The sequence below is a fragment of the Campylobacter sp. IFREMER_LSEM_CL1097 genome, from assembly GCF_025772225.1.
Classification (GTDB): domain Bacteria; phylum Campylobacterota; class Campylobacteria; order Campylobacterales; family Campylobacteraceae; genus Campylobacter_D; species Campylobacter_D lari_D.
On the sequence record NZ_JAKMRT010000001.1, the window covers coordinates 43,769 to 64,080 of the forward strand.

Annotated in this window: 20 protein-coding genes; 5 read left to right on the forward strand and 15 right to left on the reverse strand. The window is 29.1% G+C overall.

What is annotated here, in order from left to right:
* Window positions 1–33 precede the first annotated feature (33 nt).
* The 15 genes from msrA to L8W64_RS00330 all read right to left on the reverse strand — a co-directional run bounded on the left by msrA (window position 34) and on the right by L8W64_RS00330 (window position 14,813).
* A complete protein-coding gene (gene msrA / locus L8W64_RS00260; protein ID WP_263672569.1) occupies window positions 34–534 on the reverse strand; it encodes a peptide-methionine (S)-S-oxide reductase MsrA in 501 nt (166 codons plus the stop codon).
* Window positions 524–889 carry a hydrogenase maturation nickel metallochaperone HypA gene (locus L8W64_RS00265; protein ID WP_039641489.1) on the reverse strand — a complete coding sequence of 122 codons (366 nt, stop codon included), beginning with the start codon at window positions 887–889 and terminating at the stop codon, window positions 524–526. The genes msrA and L8W64_RS00265 overlap by 11 nt, the downstream gene beginning before the upstream one ends.
* Window positions 889–1,860, reverse strand: coding sequence for a hydrogenase expression/formation protein HypE (hypE, locus tag L8W64_RS00270; protein ID WP_263672570.1), 972 nt, complete (start codon window positions 1,858–1,860; stop codon window positions 889–891). The genes L8W64_RS00265 and hypE overlap by 1 nt, the downstream gene beginning before the upstream one ends.
* A gap of 1 nt (window position 1,861) precedes the next feature.
* Window positions 1,862–2,953, reverse strand: coding sequence for a hydrogenase formation protein HypD (gene hypD, locus L8W64_RS00275; RefSeq protein ID WP_263672571.1), 1,092 nt, complete (start codon window positions 2,951–2,953; stop codon window positions 1,862–1,864).
* Entirely contained in the window at window positions 2,940–3,221 is a 282-nt protein-coding gene (locus L8W64_RS00280; RefSeq protein ID WP_012661500.1) for a HypC/HybG/HupF family hydrogenase formation chaperone, read from the reverse strand. Before L8W64_RS00280 ends, hypD begins: the two co-directional genes overlap by 14 nt.
* On the reverse strand, window positions 3,221–3,955 hold the full coding sequence (hypB, locus tag L8W64_RS00285; protein WP_261530076.1) for a hydrogenase nickel incorporation protein HypB: 735 nt from the start codon (window positions 3,953–3,955) through the stop codon (window positions 3,221–3,223). The genes L8W64_RS00280 and hypB overlap by 1 nt, the downstream gene beginning before the upstream one ends.
* Before the next feature lie 63 nt (window positions 3,956–4,018).
* Window positions 4,019–6,217, reverse strand: a complete 2,199-nt coding sequence (gene hypF / locus L8W64_RS00290) for a carbamoyltransferase HypF (protein WP_263672572.1) — start codon at window positions 6,215–6,217, stop codon at window positions 4,019–4,021.
* A complete protein-coding gene (locus L8W64_RS00295; RefSeq protein WP_263672573.1) occupies window positions 6,198–7,712 on the reverse strand; it encodes a hypothetical protein in 1,515 nt (504 codons plus the stop codon). Before L8W64_RS00295 ends, hypF begins: the two co-directional genes overlap by 20 nt.
* A gap of 64 nt (window positions 7,713–7,776) precedes the next feature.
* Window positions 7,777–8,442, reverse strand: coding sequence for a M48 family metallopeptidase (locus L8W64_RS00300; protein WP_263670249.1), 666 nt, complete (start codon window positions 8,440–8,442; stop codon window positions 7,777–7,779).
* Entirely contained in the window at window positions 8,418–9,734 is a 1,317-nt protein-coding gene (locus L8W64_RS00305; RefSeq protein WP_263672574.1) for an MATE family efflux transporter, read from the reverse strand. Before L8W64_RS00305 ends, L8W64_RS00300 begins: the two co-directional genes overlap by 25 nt.
* 71 nt (window positions 9,735–9,805) lie before the next feature.
* Window positions 9,806–11,017 carry a DUF2920 family protein gene (locus tag L8W64_RS00310; protein ID WP_263672575.1) on the reverse strand — a complete coding sequence of 404 codons (1,212 nt, stop codon included), beginning with the start codon at window positions 11,015–11,017 and terminating at the stop codon, window positions 9,806–9,808.
* Window positions 11,018–11,076: 59 nt separating this feature from the next.
* A complete protein-coding gene (gene pstB, locus L8W64_RS00315; RefSeq protein WP_087700725.1) occupies window positions 11,077–11,817 on the reverse strand; it encodes a phosphate ABC transporter ATP-binding protein PstB in 741 nt (246 codons plus the stop codon).
* Window positions 11,814–12,902 (reverse strand): phosphate ABC transporter permease PstA, encoded by a 1,089-nt coding sequence (gene pstA, locus L8W64_RS00320; protein ID WP_133318866.1) that lies wholly within the window; start codon window positions 12,900–12,902, stop codon window positions 11,814–11,816. Before pstA ends, pstB begins: the two co-directional genes overlap by 4 nt.
* The gene (pstC, locus tag L8W64_RS00325) at window positions 12,899–13,813 is read right to left on the reverse strand and encodes a phosphate ABC transporter permease subunit PstC (protein WP_047208303.1); all 915 of its coding nucleotides are present in this window, start codon (window positions 13,811–13,813) and stop codon (window positions 12,899–12,901) included. The genes pstA and pstC overlap by 4 nt, the downstream gene beginning before the upstream one ends.
* A gap of 16 nt (window positions 13,814–13,829) precedes the next feature.
* Window positions 13,830–14,813, reverse strand: a complete 984-nt coding sequence (locus L8W64_RS00330) for a substrate-binding domain-containing protein (RefSeq protein ID WP_263672576.1) — start codon at window positions 14,811–14,813, stop codon at window positions 13,830–13,832.
* 86 nt (window positions 14,814–14,899) lie between these two features.
* Between L8W64_RS00330 and L8W64_RS00335 the strand changes: the two genes are divergently transcribed.
* From L8W64_RS00335 to L8W64_RS00355, 5 genes are all read left to right on the forward strand, one after another.
* On the forward strand, window positions 14,900–15,559 hold the full coding sequence (locus L8W64_RS00335) for a response regulator transcription factor (RefSeq protein ID WP_043019788.1): 660 nt from the start codon (window positions 14,900–14,902) through the stop codon (window positions 15,557–15,559).
* Between the two features lie 128 nt (window positions 15,560–15,687).
* Window positions 15,688–16,851 (forward strand): sensor histidine kinase, encoded by a 1,164-nt coding sequence (locus L8W64_RS00340; protein ID WP_263672577.1) that lies wholly within the window; start codon window positions 15,688–15,690, stop codon window positions 16,849–16,851.
* A gap of 73 nt (window positions 16,852–16,924) precedes the next feature.
* Entirely contained in the window at window positions 16,925–17,419 is a 495-nt protein-coding gene (gene ftnA, locus L8W64_RS00345; protein ID WP_220566403.1) for a non-heme ferritin, read from the forward strand.
* Between the two features lie 105 nt (window positions 17,420–17,524).
* On the forward strand, window positions 17,525–18,160 hold the full coding sequence (locus L8W64_RS00350) for a helix-turn-helix transcriptional regulator (protein WP_220566402.1): 636 nt from the start codon (window positions 17,525–17,527) through the stop codon (window positions 18,158–18,160).
* A 182-nt stretch (window positions 18,161–18,342) separates the two neighbouring features.
* Complete coding sequence (locus L8W64_RS00355) at window positions 18,343–20,280, forward strand: cytochrome c family protein (protein ID WP_263672578.1); 1,938 nt, start codon at window positions 18,343–18,345, stop codon at window positions 20,278–20,280.
* Window positions 20,281–20,312 lie beyond the last annotated feature (32 nt).

Below are 20,312 nucleotides of genomic sequence, written 5' to 3' on the forward strand. Positions count from 1 at the left end.
TAAATCTAACTGCAAAAATACTTAAAAACAATATTAGCAATTAACCTTTTCTAATTTTGGAGCAATAACAAATCTACAATAAGCTTGGCTAGGATTATTTTTAAAATATTTTTGATGATAGTTTTCAGCCTTATAAAATTTTTCTAGTTTTAAAACTTGTGCAACTATGTCTTTAGTGTAATATTTTTGTGCTTTTTGTAAAAAATTGCTAATAATTTTTAACTCCTCATTAGTTTGATAAAAAATAACTGATCTATATTGTATCCCCTCATCAGCTCCTTGTTTATCTAAGCTTGTTGGATCGTGCATTTTGAGAAAAATTTCTAAGATTTTTTCTAATGAAATTTGTTTTTCATCATAAATTATCTTAGCTACTTCTATATTCCCATCACCATTTACCACGCTTTCATAACTTGGATTTGGCTTACCACCGCTATAACCTACTTCTGTATAAACTACGCCTTTGATTTCATCAAACACAGCTTGAGTACACCAAAAACAACCCGCACCTAAGATAATTTCCTTATTTGTCATTATTTTCCAAATCCTCATTTTCTTTTAAAACAAGTTGCATAAGATAAAGTTCTTCTCCATCTATGATTTTTAAATCTTTATCTTCGCATTTTGGACACCAAAAGATATTATTTTCAAGTACTCCACTAAAATGGCATTTTTGACACTCAACTACTACTTCTTGAATATGCATAATAAATTTAGCATTCTTACACAAAGGACTATTTTCTTTAAAAGTTTCAAAGCTTCTTTGTAAAAGTGGAGGTTCAACCCCACTTAAACGCCCTATTTTAACATGCACTTCTTCAATAATTTTTCCTTGAGCATATTCTTCGCAAAGCTCTAGCAAAGATTCTGTAATACTTAACTCATGCATTAGCAAATTCTTGGCAAAAGTTCGCCTTTTGGAGCTTCTAAAATACGTTTTGCTCCATAAGCATTTTCTAAAACCACTCTTGCTTTTTTATTAGCTGTGATTTTACCTATAATGGCTGCATTAGCATTAAATTGTTTTAAAATTTCTAATGCTTTTTGCTCATCTTTTTTATCTACACAAATAATAAAAGTTCCTTCATTTGCAAGCTCATAAGGCTCATACCCAAAAAGCTCACAAACCCCTAAAACTTCATCACAAACTGGTATTTTTTCTTCATATATTAAAAGCTCTAAATTGCTTAATTTGGACCATTCATTTAAAACCGCACTAAGTCCACCACGCGTAGCATCACGCATTGCTTTTATGGAAATATCTGCATTTAAAAGTGCTAAAACTTCATCTTTTAAGCTTTTGCAATCACTTTGGATATTTGCCTCTAAATTATTTCTTTCAACCAAAACCGCACAACCATGAGCTCCAATATCCCTTGAAACTAAGATACCACAACCACTTTTTAAGTCTTTGGTGTTGATTTTTTGTATATTTTTACCTATACATGAAGTATTAATATATATTTCATCGCCTTTATTTTTAGGAACAACTTTAGTATCCCCACAAACTAGTTTTACTTCTGCTTTATCGCATTCTTCTTTTATAGATTTTAGTATGATTTTTAACTTTTCTAGCTCAAAACCCTCTTCTAAAATTAAAGCTAATGATAAATATAGTGGTTTTGCTCCCACCATTAATACATCATTTACGCTACCACAAACTGCTAATTTTCCTATATTTATATCTTTTAAAAAGATAGGATTTAATACAAAAGAATCAGTACTAAAAGCCAAATCATCTAAAATAGCAGCGTCATTTGCTTCTTTTAAAACATCATTTTCAAAAATAGAAAAAATTTCACTTATCAAAGCATTCATTTCTTCGCCACCGCCACCATGGGCTAAAGTAATTTGCTTCATTTTATGCCTTATCTTGATAGTATTTATAATAAGCCGCACAAGCTCCTTCACTAGAAACCATACAGCTACCTATGGGATTTTTTGGAGTGCAAGCTTTTGCAAACACCTTACAATCGTAAGGCTTAGCTAAGCCTCTTAAAATTTGACCACAAATGCAAGCTTTGCTTTCATCTTTACTTTGTACTTTACAATCAAACACTTTGCTAGCATCTAAGTGTGCAAATTCATCTTTTAGACAAAGTCCGCCATTTACAATCACTCCAAGACCTCTAAATTCAAAATCACAAGGTTTAAAGTATTTTTCCACTAAAGCCTTAGCTTTTAAATTTCCTTCTTTGCTAACTACTCTGTGATATTCATTATAAACTTCAAAAGTATTTGCATTCATTTGCTCTACTATATTTAACACACTAAGCATTATATCAACTGGCTCAAAACCACTCACTGCTATAGGAGTTTTGTATTTTTTAGCAATAGGTTCATAAATATTTGATCCTGTGATAACGCTTACATGGGAAGGTCCTAAAAAGGCGTCAATTTTTACATTTTCATCTTGCATGATAGCTTCTACCGCGGGTGGAACCAAAACATGATTAATATGAAAAAATAAATTTTTTAAATTTAAAGCTATACCTTTTTCTATAATCACCCCACTCATAGGTGTAGTTGTCTCAAAACCTATGGTAAAAAAGATTATATTTTTTTCAGGGTTTTTTAAAGCTATATCTATCACATCCAAAGGTGTATAAAGTGCTCTAATATCAGCCCCTTTAGCTCTAAGATCAATTAAGCTTTCATAACTTCCTGGCACTTTAAGCATATCGCCTAATACGCAAAAGATAGTATTTGGCATACTTGCAAGCTTTAAAGCCACATCAATACGCTCTCTTGGCATAACACACACAGGACAGCCTGGGCCATGAACAAAATTAATTTCTTTTGGCAATAAATCAGGCAAACCAAATTTCATAATACTATGCGTATGTCCACCACAAATTTCCATGATGTTAATAGGCTTAGTAATTTTAGAAGTAATAAGTTCTTTTAGGGTTAAAATTCTTTCTTTATCTCTAAAATCATTAATTAAATCCATTTTTTAGCCCCATATCGCCTTCATTTTCATCGATTTGTCCATTTTGCATTTTCTCTGCTATATCAGCATAAATTTTTAAACTCTCTTGTGCAGCTTGAGTGTCGATTTTCTCCATAGCAAAACCCACATGTATAAGCACATAATCGCCTACTTTTAAAGGCTCACTTATTAAATCCAAACTTACTCTTCTTTTAACCCCTAAAGTTTCTACTATGGCTGAATTTAGCTCATCAATTTCTAAAATTTTAGAAGGTATAGAAAGACACATTAGTTAAGCTCCTTTTTCATTTTTAGATAATTTATCCAAAGATCAAATCCTGTTTTTGTTTTACTATCTAAAATCATAATATCTATTTTAGGATTTAGCCTTTTAGCTGCCATAGAAGCTGCTTTGAAATCAAAGTCAAAATGTTGAGCCAAATCGGCTTTAGTAATGACTAATAAATCAGCCTTTCTAAACATCACTGGATATTTTTCCACCTTATCGCTACCTTCTGTTACTGAAAGTAAAACTACATTTAAATGTTCACCCAAATCATAACTTGCAGGACATACCAAATTTCCCACATTTTCAACAAAAACTATATCGAGTTCGCTAAGTTTAAAATGATGTAAAGCTTCATGCACCATAAAAGCATCTAAATGACAAGTTTGTCCTGTAGTAATTTGATGAGCTAAACCTCCTGCTTTAATAATGCGATTTGCATCATTATTGGTTTCTAAATCTCCTTCAACCACAGCTATTTTTAAATCATCTTTTAAAGTTTTTATAGTTTCTTCTAAAAGCGTTGTTTTGCCGCTTCCTGGGGAACTCATTAGATTAATACAAAGAGTATTATACTCATTAAAATGCTCTCTATTATGAGCTGCTTGATGATCATTTTTTGATAAAATTTTACTAATAACATTAATAGTTTTTTCATCTTTTAAAACTGGATTTTCATGATGGTGATCATGATGATGTTCATGTCCATTAATAGAACAGCCGCAATCTTTACACATAATCTTTCCTTTATATTTTTATTTTATTGTATATAAAAAAGTATTAAAAAAATATGAGTTTTATTAAGTTTTTAAAGATAAATAATGCACAAGTTGCCCAAGTGCAATAGAACTATCATTACAAGGAAATTGTAAAGAAGTTTTATAAGCAAAATTTTTTCGATCTAAAATTTCAAGCAAGGTTTTATTTTGAAATACCCCACCACATAAAAGCACTTCTTCTTTAAAATCTTTTGAATATTCTATAATTAAATTTGCAATGCCATTAAGCAAACCTGTGCTAATTTTAACTTTATCTTTATCTTCTAAAGCTTGCAAAAAAGCATTTTTAAAACAAATTTCTTTTTCTTTGATGTTAAATTTGTAACTATAATCAAGATTTTTATCATAATATTTTTCCATCAAAAGCCCAGTTTGTGCTTCATAATCAAGCTTTTGTATATCAAAAGCAAAAGCGCCAAAAGCATCGATAATCCTACCAAGAGAACTCGTATATAAAGAGCTTTGAGTGTGAATTTTTTTAAGATTATTTAATTTTACTTGAGAAAATTTAGCTAAAAACTCGCTAGCTTTGCTTTCTAAATTAAAATCAAAAATTAAAGCTAAAGCTAAATTTGCGATATTTTTAATATCTGCATTAATTAGTTTGAAATTTTTAAAATGATTTAGCCTTTCATAGCTTTTTAAACTCGCTCTAAAAATCTCCCCACCCCAAATTTTTCCATCATCTCCATAACCTGTTCCATCAAAAACAAAGGCTAAAACATTATTTTTGTAAATTTTGTGTTCAAATAAACAAGCACACAAATGTGCATAGTGATGTTGCACGCGAAAATTTTTATAATCTCTAAATTCTTTTACATAGTTAAATTGTGGGTGCTTATCGCTTAAAATATGATCAAAATTTAGTTTATAAGAGTTTTGAAAGAAAGTTAAAATTTTAAAAAATCTCTCTTGTATGTCTAAACTTTTCATATCGCCTATATAAGGAGAAATGAAAATTTGATTTTTAAAAAAACATGCAAATTCGTTTTTTAACTCACTTCCTAGAGCTAGAATATTTTCTTTTGTATTAAAAATATCTGCTGTATTGATATAAAGTGGGTTAAGACCCCTTGAAGTCCTTAAAAACATAGTTTTTTCGCTAATAACTTGAGCAATGCTATCATCGCTTGAATTGTGTATTACTCTATCATAATCAAGATAAAAATCAAACACATCACTAAGTTGCTCTAAAAGTTTTGTTTCTTCATAAATAATGCTTTGTGAACTTAAATTAGCACTTGTTGCAATGATAGGTTTTTTAAAATGTTCAAAAAGCATTAAATGCATTCCCATATAAGCTAACATAATACCTATTTTATTGGTATCTGGTGCTAAGCTTTTATGGATATTTTTGCTATTTAAAATAACTATGGGTTTTAAATTTGAAGTTAAAAGTTTTGCTTCAGCTTTATTAATAAAAGCTAATTCTTGAGCCATTTTAAGATCTTTTACCATGATAGCAAAAGGCTTTTTAGGGCGATTTTTGCGTATTCTAAGTTCATTTATAGCATTTTTATTTGTACTATCACAAATTAAATGAAACCCACCCATACCTTTAAAAGCTACGATTTTACCTTCTTCTAAAAGCTTTGCAAGCAAGATAAAAGCTTTTTCATCTTTGGCTAAAATATTTTGATTTTTATCTTTTAAAAAAATAGTAATTTTACATTTTGGGCATGAGAGTGGTTGGGCATGAAAACGACGATTAGTAGGATCTTCATACTCGCTTTGACAAAAAGAACACATTTTAAACTCATCCATAGTCGTATTAACTCTATCATATGGGAGTTTTTTTATAATAGAAAATCTTGGTCCACAATTTGTACAAGTGATGAATGGATATTTAAATCGCGGATTTTTCTCATCGTAAAATTCATTATAGCAATCCTCACAAAGAGCAAAATCACTTAAAATCGGGCTAAATTTTTCACTATCTTGTGAAGTACTTATGATAAATTCATTATAAGTTTTTTGAAGTTTTTTATAAGAAAAGCTAAAATCATCTATCCTAGCTAAAGGTGGTAAATTAGCAAAAAGTTTTTCTTTAAAAATTTTTAAATCATCATTGCCACACTCAAGGATTATAACAACACCTAAGCTATTATTATAAACTTCACCTTTTAAATTAAGCTCTTTAGCTATGTTAAAAACAAAAGGACGAAAGCCAACGCCTTGCACTAGTCCTTTAATATGAATTTCATATCCAAAGTGGGACATCACTTAACTTAAAAAATGGTATGTGTTTAAATACATTTTTACTAAGGCTTTTATGCTCAAACAAGCTCCCACTAAGCACGGCACAATCAACTTGTTCTTTAGTCCTTAAATCATCAAATAAATCCCTTAAAAAATACGCCAAACTCTCAACAACACCTAAGGCTATGATTTGATTTTCTACTCCAGCAAGCTTAAAACTCATCACACTTCTTAAGGTTTTAGTGTAATCAAATTCTTTTTGCTCATTAAGCTTAAAGTCTATCCTAACACCTTTTGCCATTTTACTCTCATCTGCTAAGGCCAAAAGCGCTAATGCTGCTTTTTTCTCGTCTTCATCAAGCTCTAAAATCATCCCTACCATGCCAAAAAGATTAAAAAAATTATTAGCCATATTTAGTTCTTTTCGCACAAGAATAAATTCTTTTTCATAATTAGCTAATAATCTCTTAGCAACATCATCTTGACTTATAGTTTCATAAAACTCATCAAAGCTTTTTGGTAAGCAAAGTTTTAAAAGATTTAGCTCTTTATCAAGTAAGATAATATCATCATTTCTTTTGCTAAGTTCTAAAAGCAAAGGCTTTTTGTCTTTAAAATCAGACAATATACAAGAAATTCTTGCGAAATTTTTATCCTCTTTTTGAAAAATCAAATTTTTAAACTCGGGTAAAATATAATCATAACCCCTACAAACTACTAGTTCATTTTCGATTAAAGCTACTTCAAAATCATCTTCAAAATGTTCTAGCTTTTTAAAATTTAAAAACTTAATTCCTTCTTTTTCAAGTTCAAAACATAAAGCAAACAAGAAAAGATTATCATATATTTTTATTTTAAAATATTCATGATTTAATTGATGATTTTGTCTAAAAATAGCATTAAATTTAAGCTTCATTAGAGGCTTTTCAACCCCTGCTAAGATTTTAAATTGCTCGTTATTGCAAGAAAAAAATGCATTGATATGTTTTGGGTCACAAGGTATTAAAAAATCATCCAATGCTTCATTAAAAATTTCAAAAGCATATATTCCTTTTGGACTTTTAAAATGCATTTTTTCTTTGTTTTTTAATTTTTCCAAGGCTTTTTTTAAATTATCGTAGAAATTTTCTTTAGTGATTTTTATAAATTCTTCTTCTATTTTAAATTCTTCTTCTACAAAAATACCCCATTCATTTTCTAAAAGCTCGCCATTAGTATAAGCATTTGCATTAAGTCTTGTTAAAAAACTTCTTTGAGTAAAAGCTTTTTCTTTTTTTATAGGTGTAAAATCTTCTTCTATAACTTTTAAGTCAAATTTGTTTAAAAAAACACTATGGCTGATATTTTCTAAATTAGAACAAAAGGCTTGAATTTCATCTTTTTCGCCTTTAATCTTAATGATGATTTTTTCATCTTTTTGCTCATAATCATACACATAATCTTTAGCATAATAAGCTAACAAATACTCAAAAATATCATTTTTAGATTTATAATCAAAAGTAATTTCTAAAAGCAAGTTTAAAACCTTAAAATTAAATTTTTAAAAATATAAATATAACAATTTTAATTCTAAGGAAAGCTTAAAAAATAAGACTTTTTAGAAAAACTTCTCTTGCTTTATAATCAGGCATAAATTTATATAAAAAATCATAAAATTCTTTTTGATGATGTGGGTAGATTAAATGTGTAAGTTCATGCAAAATCACATATTCTATAGCTTTTATAGGTTTTTGCATGAGTTTTAAATTTAAGTTTATGTATGCTTTTTGATGATTACAAGAACCCCATCTTGAGATCATTTCTTTAATGCAAATTCTTTGCACTTTTCTCTTGTGGATAAATTGCCATTTTTTTATAAAATACTCAAAAATCACTCTAGCACTACGCCTCAAGAAAAGATCTAAGGCTTTTTGATTTTTTGCAAAAATTTTATCTTTTTTTATAAGAATTTTTTTATGATTTTCGTTAAAAACTAGCTTGTATTTTTTACCTAAAAAATACAATTCATCACTTGCTAAAACTACTCTTTTTAAAGAAAGTTCTTTTTCTTTGGCTCTAATCCAACTTTCATTTTTTTCTAAAAATCTTAAAACATCTCTTTGCTCATAATATAGCGGTATACTAAGCTTGAAAGTTAAATCCCTATCTACCCTAAGTCTTAGATATTTAAGTTTTTTCTTTTCAAAAACAAAACGAAATTCTTTAAATTCTAAAATTCCTTTTATACTAGTGCTTTGCCTTGCCATTTTTTACTTTTCCATCTATATGAATTTACTATACCGCGTAAAAACTCATCTGCACAAAAACCTATCCAAACTCCCAAAATTCCAAGTCCAGCATAAAAACAAAGCACATAACCAACCGGTAAAGAAACCCCAAGCATAAACACCACTCCACTTAAAAATGGAAATCTCGCATCACCACTTGCTCTTAGCGAATTCACCATGACTATATTAAAAGTTCTTGAGATTTCTAAGAAAATTGAAAGAGTAAAAAGTGGTATCATAAGCTCTTTTAAACTTTCTTCAAGCTTTACCACACCCATAGTAAAATCTTGCAAAACATAATTAAGCAAAGCTACAAAAGCACTTGCTACCACGCTAAAATATAAAGCTATCCAAGTATGCTTATAGGCTACATTTAAGTATTTTGCGCCGACTAATTTACCTATGATAATTTCATTTGCCACGCTTATAGCTTGCCCTACTAGCATGATAAGTAAAGAAATTTGAAAATAAATCGTTTGAACGCTTAAATTTTCTTTACCCAAGCTTGCTACAAAAGCAAAAGCTATGGTGTATTGTATAAACCATATCAAATGCTCTCCTGCTGCAAAACCACCAATGTTAAAAATCTTTTTAAGTACCACTTTTTCAAGACTTATCATCTCTTTAATTTTAAGATGAATTTTGAGTTTAAAACTAAGTATTGCTACAAGCATACCAAAGGCGACCAAACGCCCAAGTATATTACTAAGCCCTACTCCAAAAAGCTCTAGTTTGGTAAAATGTAATACATAAAAATTTCCTATAAATATCACAATATTCATCAATAAGGTAGTAAACATAACCCAATAAGCCATATTATACACCCTAATAATAGCAGCTAAAACTATACCCATAGCGTCAAAAAACAAACAAATTCCAAGCATGTGCAAGTAAATTTCACTATTCTTTAAAAGCTCATTTGGAATTTGTAAAAGATAAAGCAAAAACTCTCCATGCCATAAAATCAAACTTCCGCACACAAAACCAAGCAAAGCATTTAAAAATAAACTTTGATGAATTGCCTTTCTTGCTAGAGTGTAATCTTTAGCTCCTAAAGCTTGAGCGATCACTACACTACAACCCACACTTAAAAAACTAAAAATAATGATAAATAAATCTGCTACTTGATTACCCGCACCCATGGCTCCAACTAAAAAGTTAGAATACTGCGAAACCATCACGGTGTTGATAATCAAAGAAAAATATCTTAAAAACATTTCAAGCAATATAGGCATACTAAGATGTTTGAGTGAAAGTTGTTTGCTTGCCATAAATACTCTTTTTGATAATAATCTTTTGAAAGTAAAAAGTAATTTTACTTAAAAATTACTTTTTATAAGCTTTATAATATTTCTAAAACAAATTTATCATTTTCATCTTTAAAGGTAAAAACTTTATTTTTACAAGGATAAGATATACTATCTTTTTTCATACTAAATGTTTTATCTTTTAATTTTTCAAGCATAATAGGTAATTCTTTATTAAATAATGCCTTATCAGGAATTCCACACCCATGAGTTAAATTTTTAATAAATTTGCCATCTATATCTTTTTCATCTATTAGATGAAAATCTACTTCATAGTTTAAGGCTTTATATGTTTGAATTAATTGTATTTTATATTCTATTGGAGTTGCAGGATCTTTGGCGCTATGATAACTTGTATAAATAATATTTTTATTCTTTTGAGCTTGTAAGATCAAATGATCTTTATTAAGTAAAGCTCTAATTAAATAATTTTCATCAGCAAAATAATAAGGTGAGTTTGGGTTTTTGCGTGTCCAATATGATTTTAAAATACCATACAATATAACATTTGGAGTTTCTAAAACATGGTCATATCCGTTAATATCTCTTCCTATGATGTAATGTAAAGGTAATATTCCAGCACTAGAATTATCTATCACTCCATCTACATACCAAGGAGCTATTTTAGCGCACATTAGCGCTAAATAACCTCCATATGATCCTCCCCCGTAAATTTTAGGTAAAGATTTAAATTGAGGATAATTTTTTATTATATCTTTTAAGGCATTGATATGATCGATAGCAGGCATAATTCCATAATTATTATATTCATTATTAGGCGGGATAAAAGAGCGTGAAAGACTAACTTTATAATCTATATCTAATAACTTTTTTTCTTTTAAGCTACTAATAGTTTGATGCAAAAACTCATAATGAATTGATGCTGTTGAGCAATCTAATTTACTTGTTTGAATTTTGAAATTTTCTAAAATGTTTTTTAAGTGTACTAAATCTTCTTCTGTAAATGTAATAGCTGCACTATATTTTTCTACATCTGATCTCCTTTGACAAAAACAATGATACAAAACGCTTACAGCTACAACATTATATTTTTGAGCCAAAAACTTCCTATTAAAATCAACAAAAGTCATATGAGCATTAGCTCCATATCCACCTATGATAAAAACAATAGCTTCCATTTGCTTACTATCATCATAAGTAATTCTATATTCTAATTTACTTTCTCTTTTTATATTTAATTCTACATCATCACAAGAGTCTATAAAATAAGTTTGATTTATGAGCATGTTAAGCCTTTTAGAAATTTTGATTAATTATATCATCAAAATTTCTAAATAAATAAAAATTATCCAAAAGCTCCATTTAAATAAGCTTTTGTTTTTTCTTCTTTAGGATTTTCAAAAAATTCCTTGCTCTCTCCAAATTCTACAAGTTCGCCTAGATGAAAAAATGCAGTATAATCAGCCACGCGCTTACCTTGTTGCATGTTATGCGTTACCATGATCATAGAAAGATTATGACTTAATTCTTTAATAAGCTCTTCTATAACGCTTGAAGATATGGGATCAAGCGCTGAAGTTGGTTCATCTAAAAGTAATAATTTTGGCTTTATGGCCAAAGCTCTTGCAATACAAAGGCGTTGTTGCTGACCACCTGAAAGTGCTAGAGCATTTTGTTTTAGTTTATCCTTTACCTCCTCAAAAAGCCCTACTTTTTTAAGACAATCTTCCACCAAAGCATCTTCTTCATCTTTGTTTTTGATCATCCCATGGAGTTTTGGAGCATAAGAAATATTATCATAAATGCTTTTTACAAAAACATTAGGTTGTTGAAATACCATTCCAACTTTTTTTCTAAGCACGACTAAATCTTGATTTTTAACATCTTTTCCATCAATCTCAACAAGACCATCGATTTTTGCTATTTTGTCATTCATCCTATTAAAACAACGCAAAAATGTGGATTTTCCACAGCCTGAAGCACCTATTAAAGCTGTGATTTTATTTTTTTGAATTTCCATATTAATATCAAATAAAGCTTGTTTTTTACCATAAAATAAATTTAGATTTGTTGTTTTTGCTATCATTTTAATTTTCCTTGAAAATATCTTCTTAAAAGTATTGCTGCTAAATTTAAAATCACCAAAAGAGATAAAAGCACTATAATCCCTGCTGCTGTTCTTTCTAAAAATGCACGCTCTGGCATAGCTGACCATGAAAAAATTTGAGCAGGTAAAACACTTGTTGGTGCAAAAACACTATTTGCCACATCAGGTATAAAAGCTATCATACCTATAATCATCAAAGGTGCGGTTTCACCAATAGCTTGAGCTAAAGTTAAAATAGAACCTGTTAAAATCATAGGCATTGCCAAAGGTAGCATAATACCTTTTATCATTTGAATTTTAGTCATGCCTAAAGCATATGCTGCATTTTTCATATTAATATCCACACTTTTTAAGGCAGCTTTAGTTGAAACAATAATAATAGGTAAGCTCATAATAGCCAAAGTTAATCCTCCAACTAAAGCACTAGAACGAGGCATCCCAAAAAGATTAATAAACACCCCAAGTCCTAAAAGTCCAAATAAAATACTAGGAATACTTGCAAGGTTATTAATACACACTTCTATAAAATGCGTAAATACATTTTGCGGAGCAAATTCTTCTAAATAAATAGCTGCTCCAACTCCTATTGGGATACTTACAACCATACATACTATCATCACAAGTAAAGTTCCAACCACAGAAGCAAAGATTCCTGAATTTTCAGGTGATTTAGAATCTCCATTAAGGAAAAAATTTGTGTTAAAACTTAGTTTGATTTCTTGCTTTTGAACTAATTCATCAACTAAAGTTTTTTGTTCATCGCTTAGTTTATTGTAGTTTTTTTTCATATATTGATCAACTTCAGAATTTGCTAAAAGCCAAGATTTTTCTTTGATTTGACCTGTTCTTATTTTCCTTTGTTCAGCACGCGATAAAAGCTCATATGAAGGGCTATTTCTATCAGCCTGGGCATAAATGTAAGTTTGCTTAAAAGCTCCTATCCCAAGATACCCTACGCTTGATAAAAAAATACAAAGAAAAATAAGGTTTATATAAAGCCCCATTTTACAGAATCTTTTGAAATTTTTTGAAGCTTTTTTTCTTTGTTTAAAAAGTTTTTTCATAAATTTTTCCTTTTATGGAAGCGATTTATCAAATAAACGCTAAAAATATTAATGATTAATGTAATAATAAAAAGCACAAGCCCTAAAGAAAATGCACTTAAAGCTAAAGAACTATCAAAAGCTTGATCACCGCTTAATGCTTCTACTATTTTTACAGTCACTGTTGTCATATCTTCTAAAAAATTCATTGTTAAATTTGGACGCAATGAAGCAGCCATAACAACAATCATTGTTTCACCTAAAGCTCTTGAAAGTCCTAAAAGACAAGCTGCAACTATACCTGGCATTGCTTCTGGTAAAATTACTGCAAAAACAACTTCTTTTTTAGTCATACCTAAAGCATAAGCTCCGTTTATCCTTTTTAAACTTACAGCTTCAATGCAATCTTGTGAGAGTGAAGCCACTATAGGAACTATCATAATACCCATGATAAAACCTGCACCTAGGGCACTTTGAAAACTAGCTTCTATACCAAAAAGAGAAAAAAACCACACTATAAAAGGAGCTACAACTATGGCTGCGAAAAATCCAAAAACTACAGTAGGAATTCCTGCTATGATTTCTAAAATAGGTTTTAAATAGTTTTTAGATTTTTTACCTGCAAATACTCCAAGATAAATAGCACACATTACACCTAAAGGTAAGGCTGTTAGCATTGCTATTAATGAAATATAAAAAGTTCCCCAAAATAAACTCAAGGCACCAAAAACCCCATGCTTGCTACTTCCATCAGCACCTACAAATGCAGCATCTGCTGCCCACTGACTTGAGAATAAAAAAGTAAATACGCTTTCTTTTTGAAAAAATTTTAATGCCTCTATTAAAATAGTTAGCATAATAGCAAAGCTTACTACTACGCTAACAAAAGCACAAAGAAAAAGCGTTAATTTTATTATTTTTTCTTTTATCAATTTTTCATCCTAAAAATTAAAAAACTTTCCCTGCTTTAACAAGCTCATCAGTTAATAAACCTTTTTCTTCTATATGTTTTTGGATTTGTTTTAAAGTTTTTTCATCCAAAGGAACCAATCCTATTTTTTCTAATTCTGCTCCGCTTTTAGCTAAATCATCACTCATATAAATTTTTGCAAATTCAAATACTTCTGGATTTTTCTTAGCATTCATATATATAAACAAAGAACGAGCTAGTTTATATTTTCCTTCGGAAATATTTTTCTCATCAGCTTTTACACCATCAATATCAACTGCATTAATCTTATCATCATTGCTAGCCAAAAATCCGTATCCAAAAAGCCCAAAAGCTTCTTTATCAACAGAAAGTTTTGAAACAATTAAATTATCGTTTTCTCCACTTGGTATAAATGCTCCATCTTGGCGTATAGTTTTATATGCACCTTTATATTCAGGAATTTTTTTAGAAATATCTACCATTACAAGTTCTTCTATACTATCTCTTGTTCCTGAACTTGATGGAGGACCATAGATTGTAATTTTTCTATTTGGTAGATTTTTATTGATTTGTTGCCAATTTGTATAAGGATTTGGGACTAATTTTCCATCTTGTGGAATTTCTTTGGCCAAAGCTAAAAATAACTCATGTAAGCTTATATTTAATGGAGCATTGATTTTATTTTGAGCTAAAACTATGCCATCATAACCTATCATAATCCCGACTATATCACTCACACCTGATTTTTTACAAGTTTCAAATTCACTTGGCTTGATTGCTCTTGAAGCATTAGAAATATCAGTAATTCCCTCGCAAAACACTTTAAAACCACCACCTGTGCCAAGACTTTCAACTATAGGTGTTTTTGTATTTTTTATAGAAGCATACTCTTCAGCAACAAAAGAAGTAAAAGGATAGACAGTAGATGAACCTGCTATTTTTAATTCTGCTGCGTTTAGACTAACAAAGGTAGCCACACTTAAAGCCAAAAGTTTTTTCATTTTTTCTCCTTGTTTTAAAAAAGTAATGAAAATTTAAAAAAACTTGGAAACATTTTGGATACATGTATTTTTTGATATAATTTTATATGCTAAATGTTATTTTGATAGAAGATGATAAAGATTTAAATGAGTTAATTAGTTTAAGACTTAGTCAAGAAAATATAAAAATTTATAATTATTTTGATTTTTTTGACTTAGAAACCTTTCTAGATACAAATGAAATAGACTTAATCATCATGGATAGAAATTTACCAAGTGGCGATAGTGTAGAGATGATAAAACAATTAAGAAAAAAAGGTTATATGGAGCCTGTGATTTTTCTTAGCGCAAAGACTTTACAAAAAGATATTTTAGAAGGTTTTGAGCAAGGCTGTGATGATTATATATGCAAACCTTTTGATTTTAATGAACTTTTATTTAGAATCAAAGCCGTAACTAAAAGAAATAAAACTCCAAAAGAACAAATTTCTTATCAAGATTTTACTTTATATATAGAAGAAAGAAAATTAATTTATCAAACAAATACATTTGAAAATTTATCAACCCTAGATGTAGAATTACTCAAGTGTTTTTTTAATCACAAAAATCAACTTCTAAGCCGTCAATTTTTAAGTGAGCAGGTATGGAAAAATGACACAACAAGCGATAAGACAATCAATACGGCTATTTTAAGATTAAAACAAAAAATTCCACAAATTAAAGAAAATATCATTTCAGTGCGCTCGGTGGGTTATAAATTGTGTTAAAAATCAGAAATTTTTTTGCTTTATTTTTTATATGTTTTTGTATATTTTTTATAGGATTGTTTTATTTTGTTAATGAGCAATATATAAACAACACTATAAAAAGCACTTATGAGCAAAAATTAAAAACCTTGAATGATACATTAAAATTTAGCATTATAAAAACACTCAATACAAACAACATTCAAGAATTTTCTCAACAAACAAGAGCAGATTTTATCATCAAAAAAGATGGAAAAACCATCTCATCTTTAGATGATTTTGATTTTTTTAAAAATCAATTTAACGCAGATTTTACACATGAATTTTTTAATAATAAAGAAATTTATTATAAAGCTTATCAATATGAAGGATATAAATACATCATCATTGTTTATCCAAAAATAAATGCAAAAATACAAGATTTTTGGATAAAAAATATTTTGATTTTTTTGCTTTTTTTAGCAGTATTAACTGCAATATATATTTTTATATTTAACTTTTTTAAAAAATACTTTCAAGAATTACTTTTGTTTATTAAAAATATAAAGAGTCAATCAGAATTTCATTTTACAAAGAACTTTTTTTATGATTTAAATTCTTTAAATTTAAGATTATTAAAAATAAAAAAATTATTTTATGAGAAAGAATTACAAAATAAAAAACAAGCCAAAAAAATTAAAATGAAAAACACTCAACTTTCAAATTTAATCAGTGCTATTTCACATGAGTTAAAAAATCCTTTAAGTGTTATAAATTTAAGTTTGCAATCTTTAGAAAAAGAACATAATGATGAAACTATGAGAAAATTTATGCTTGAAAAAATTCACAAGCAAAGCGTAAAAATCAACCAACTAACACACAAACTAAATTTTGTTTTTAATTTAAATATCACATCTTTAAATAAAGAAAATTTTGATTTATATGCTTTAAGTAAAAATATTGTTGAAAATTTTAATGAAAGCAGGATTAAAATTCAAGGAGAGCAAACTTTCATAAAAGCAGATTCTTTTCTCATTGAGCAAGTTATTATTAATCTCATTAGCAATGCACTAAAATATAGTCAAAAAGATATTTTTATTGAAGTTAAAAACCAAGAATTTACTATACAAGATCAAGGCATAGGCATAGAGGAAAAATACTTAAAATTAATCACAAAAAAATTTTATAAAATCAATACTAGCCAAAACAATTCTTTTGGACTAGGATTGTTTTTAGTTAAAAAAATACTCACTTTACACAAAAGTTCTTTAAAAATTCAATCTAACCCACAAAAAGGCAGTGTTTTTTCTTTTAGTATAAAAAATACAAAATAATTTTTTTATTATTAATATCTTTTTAATAAAACTATATTAATATAATAAAGCAATAACACTTAAAGGAGAGAAAATGCTTTCAAAAGAAGTAGTAGCTTTATTAAATGAGCAAATTAATAAAGAAATGTATGCAGCAAATTTGTATTTGAGTATGAGTTCATGGTGCTATGAGCATAGTTTTGATGGTGCAGGGGCGTTTTTGTTCGAGCATGCAAGAGAAGAAAGTGATCATGCTAGAAAACTCATCACTTATTTGAATGAAACTGATTCTAAAGTAGAATTAAAAGAAGTTAAAAAACCTGATAGTGATTTTAAATCATTGCTTGATGTATTTGAAAAAACTTTTGAGCATGAGCAAAGTATCACTGCTTCTATTAATAATCTTGTAGATTTTATGCTTTCAAGTAAAGATTATTCTACTTTTAATTTTCTACAATGGTATGTAAGCGAACAACACGAAGAGGAAGCGCTTTTTAGAGGTATAGTAGATAAAATCAAACTCATAAGCGATAATGGTAATGGCTTATACATGGTAGATCAATACATCAAAAGTCTGACTAATAAATAATTTTTAGCTTCCATAAATTTGGAAGCTAAATATCTTTTAATTTAAAAGAATTCTTGCAAAATAAAAGTAAATTTGCTAAAATACTTTTTATTTAAAAGGATTTTTATGCAAATGAATGAAATTACTGATAAATTAAAATTTATACTCCAAAAAGAAGGAATAAAAAACGCCAAAGATTCTGATGTAGCTAAGATGCTAAATATCAATCCTGATACCTTTTATAGTATGAAATTTAGAAATTCCATACCTTATAAACAAATACTTCATTTTTTAAATGAAAGAAATATCAATATCAATGCGTTTTTTTATGAAGATTCCCTTGAGAGTAATACTCTAACGCATGATCTAAACTATAATGTCTTAAAATATTATGATGTTAATGCTTCTATGGGAGGTGGAGCTTTAAATGATAATGTAAGTTTTTCAGAAGTGATTATAGATGAAAAACTAAGTGATTTTTTTGGCTCTAAAGATTGTGATATCATCCCATGTATAGGCGATAGCATGGAGCCTGAAATCAAAGATGATTCTTTGTGTTTAGTAGATAAAAGCAAAAGCTTTAAAGAAGGTGGAGTTTTTGCAGTAAATACCAGAGATGGTTTATTTATCAAACAAATTTTTAAAAGCAATAAAGGCGGAGTTTATTTACACTCTTTTAACCTAAGTTATGCGGATGTTCATTATCAAAATGGAGACTTTTTAATTGTAGGTAAGGTAGTAGGGACTATTAGTAGAATTTAATATTTAGCAAATAACTTCTTTTTCTATATGATAATTTTTATTATTTAAATTAATAAAAAGTTAATAAATTATATTTTTAAGTTAATTTTTATTAAAAAATAGTCAAAATTATGTTTTAAAAGTTAATAGATAATAAATAAGAGTGTTTTTATCTTTTAACAAAACTACATGAAAGGGAAGTTATGAAACATAAACTAGCTAAAGTTGCCACTTATGCTTGTTTAGCATTGGGCATTAGTTTGACTACACAAGCTTTTGCTTCTTCAGAGCCTAGAACCCTTGATGGTTATGTGGCTCAAGAAGATGCATTTTTTGATTATCTTTATAAAAATCACCCTATTTTTAAATATGAAAAAGAAGGGCGTTTGGTGGGTAAATTTACCCATAGTGATAGAACTGAAAATTGGGTTGTAAATCAAAATGGAGCTAAATTTGCTGCCGAGCATGATTTAAAACAAGCTTCTATTACTTATCGCTTGCCTTATGAATCTTTTTTGGATTTTCCAAACAAATTTGTGGGTCCAAAAAAATGTGGCGAATGCCATCCTGCTCAATATGCTTCTTGGGAGCGCTCTCGTCATGCAAAAACCGTGCGTTTTCCACATGAAATGGAAGAAGTTGGTGGAGCTGAAGGTTTGAAAAAACCTATGTATAATTCTCAAGCTACTATTTTACCCGATGGAATCTATCCAAATGATGTTTATGCTCTCATTGGAACACCAAGAACAAAATATGGTTTTATAGATAGATGGCTTGTGCGCGGAACTTACCATGTTGAAGATGGAAATTTGAGTGATTTAAGTGGTAAATTAACCGCCGGAGGTAATCAATTCTCAAGACTTTGGAGTGAGTTTTTAACCCCTGAAATGGCACAAAAAATAGCTGCATTTGCACCTGGTTTTCCTACTAAAATGGAAGATTTTGGAGGAAATGGCTCTCAAGTATGGGGAACAAACTCTTATGCTGCAACTTATAAAGAAAAAGCAGTTTTTCAACCTGCTACTGCATATTGTGAAACCTGTCATACTTTTAAATTTGATTTTAAGAGTAAGGAAGAATTTTACAAAGCACTAGGTAATCCAAAAGAACTTCAAAAACATACCATCTCAAAAGGTATTACTTGCGAGGAATGCCATGGGGCTGGAGCACATCTTTATGGAGCAAGAGGTGCAGGCATGCCATCAAATTGTGAAAGATGTCATCAAAGATTTTCATATAATGAAACCGATGCTAAAATCAATCCTAGAAAACCTTTCAACGCATATTTTAAATCAAGTTGTCCTGCGTGTGGAACAGAAGGTGCTCAAATGTATTCTTCAGCACACTACGATAAGGGTATGAGATGTAATACTTGTCATGATCCACATGAAGTAACTTTTAATGATTGGAAAAGCGGTTATACTAAAACAAAACTTAAAAAAACTTGCAAAGATTGTCATGAAACTCAAGCAAGCTTTTTCAAAAAAGGTGGAATTCACGCAAAAGATAACTGTACAGCTTGTCACATGCCAAATATGATGAGTTGCGAAAACTTTGGAGCGGTTCAAAACCCTGATAAAGGTGGATTTGATAATGTTAGAGCTTCACATATTTGGAATATCAAAGTAGATAAAACCGCAAAAACACTTAATCCACCAGAAGGTAAAGAAAGATCGCCTAAAGTTGGTGGTTGGACTATAGCTAGAGATGATGAAGGTAGATTTTTCCTTGATTTAATGTGGAGTTGTGGTAGAACTAGTTTTAGTGATATTAACCTAATGGGTCCTGGTGCAAGTGGTTGTCATAGTCCTGTACAATCAACCTTACCTGAAAAACTTCACTTTAGCAATCAAGAAATGATTTATGATAAAGTAATGCAGTGGCAAAACCCTGTTAAAGAAGGATATGAGAAAATTAGAAAAGGCATAGCAAATATTGATAAAACTTTTGCTGAAAAAAATAAACTTTCAATAGAGCAAAAATCAAAAGTATTAAGCCTAACTAATCAAGCTCAAGCCATAGCTGATAGACTAGAAAAAGATGGTTCTTGGGGTGTTCATGGACCTGCTTATTCTAAGAAAATCATAGAAGAAGCTTTAATTTATATCCAAGAAGCACAAAATATCCTAAATAGTAAATAAAAACAAAGGAAGAATGAAAAATTCTTCCTTAA

Coding starts and splice junctions, on each gene's coding strand:
- pstB (WP_087700725.1), bottom strand. CDS start 11,817: ATGATAGCAAAAACAACAAATCTAAATTTATTTTATGGTAAAAAACAA.
- hypB (WP_261530076.1), bottom strand. CDS start 3,955: ATGTGTAAAGATTGCGGCTGTTCTATTAATGGACATGAACATCATCAT.
- L8W64_RS00335 (WP_043019788.1), top strand. CDS start 14,900: ATGCTAAATGTTATTTTGATAGAAGATGATAAAGATTTAAATGAGTTA.
- hypF (WP_263672572.1), bottom strand. CDS start 6,217: ATGTCCCACTTTGGATATGAAATTCATATTAAAGGACTAGTGCAAGGC.
- hypD (WP_263672571.1), bottom strand. CDS start 2,953: ATGGATTTAATTAATGATTTTAGAGATAAAGAAAGAATTTTAACCCTA.
- L8W64_RS00330 (WP_263672576.1), bottom strand. CDS start 14,813: ATGAAAAAACTTTTGGCTTTAAGTGTGGCTACCTTTGTTAGTCTAAAC.
- L8W64_RS00305 (WP_263672574.1), bottom strand. CDS start 9,734: ATGGCAAGCAAACAACTTTCACTCAAACATCTTAGTATGCCTATATTG.
- L8W64_RS00300 (WP_263670249.1), bottom strand. CDS start 8,442: ATGGCAAGGCAAAGCACTAGTATAAAAGGAATTTTAGAATTTAAAGAA.
- L8W64_RS00355 (WP_263672578.1), top strand. CDS start 18,343: ATGAAACATAAACTAGCTAAAGTTGCCACTTATGCTTGTTTAGCATTG.
- ftnA (WP_220566403.1), top strand. CDS start 16,925: ATGCTTTCAAAAGAAGTAGTAGCTTTATTAAATGAGCAAATTAATAAA.
- L8W64_RS00310 (WP_263672575.1), bottom strand. CDS start 11,017: ATGCTCATAAATCAAACTTATTTTATAGACTCTTGTGATGATGTAGAA.
- L8W64_RS00350 (WP_220566402.1), top strand. CDS start 17,525: ATGCAAATGAATGAAATTACTGATAAATTAAAATTTATACTCCAAAAA.
- msrA (WP_263672569.1), bottom strand. CDS start 534: ATGACAAATAAGGAAATTATCTTAGGTGCGGGTTGTTTTTGGTGTACT.
- pstA (WP_133318866.1), bottom strand. CDS start 12,902: ATGAAAAAACTTTTTAAACAAAGAAAAAAAGCTTCAAAAAATTTCAAA.
- L8W64_RS00265 (WP_039641489.1), bottom strand. CDS start 889: ATGCATGAGTTAAGTATTACAGAATCTTTGCTAGAGCTTTGCGAAGAA.
- L8W64_RS00280 (WP_012661500.1), bottom strand. CDS start 3,221: ATGTGTCTTTCTATACCTTCTAAAATTTTAGAAATTGATGAGCTAAAT.
- hypE (WP_263672570.1), bottom strand. CDS start 1,860: ATGAAGCAAATTACTTTAGCCCATGGTGGCGGTGGCGAAGAAATGAAT.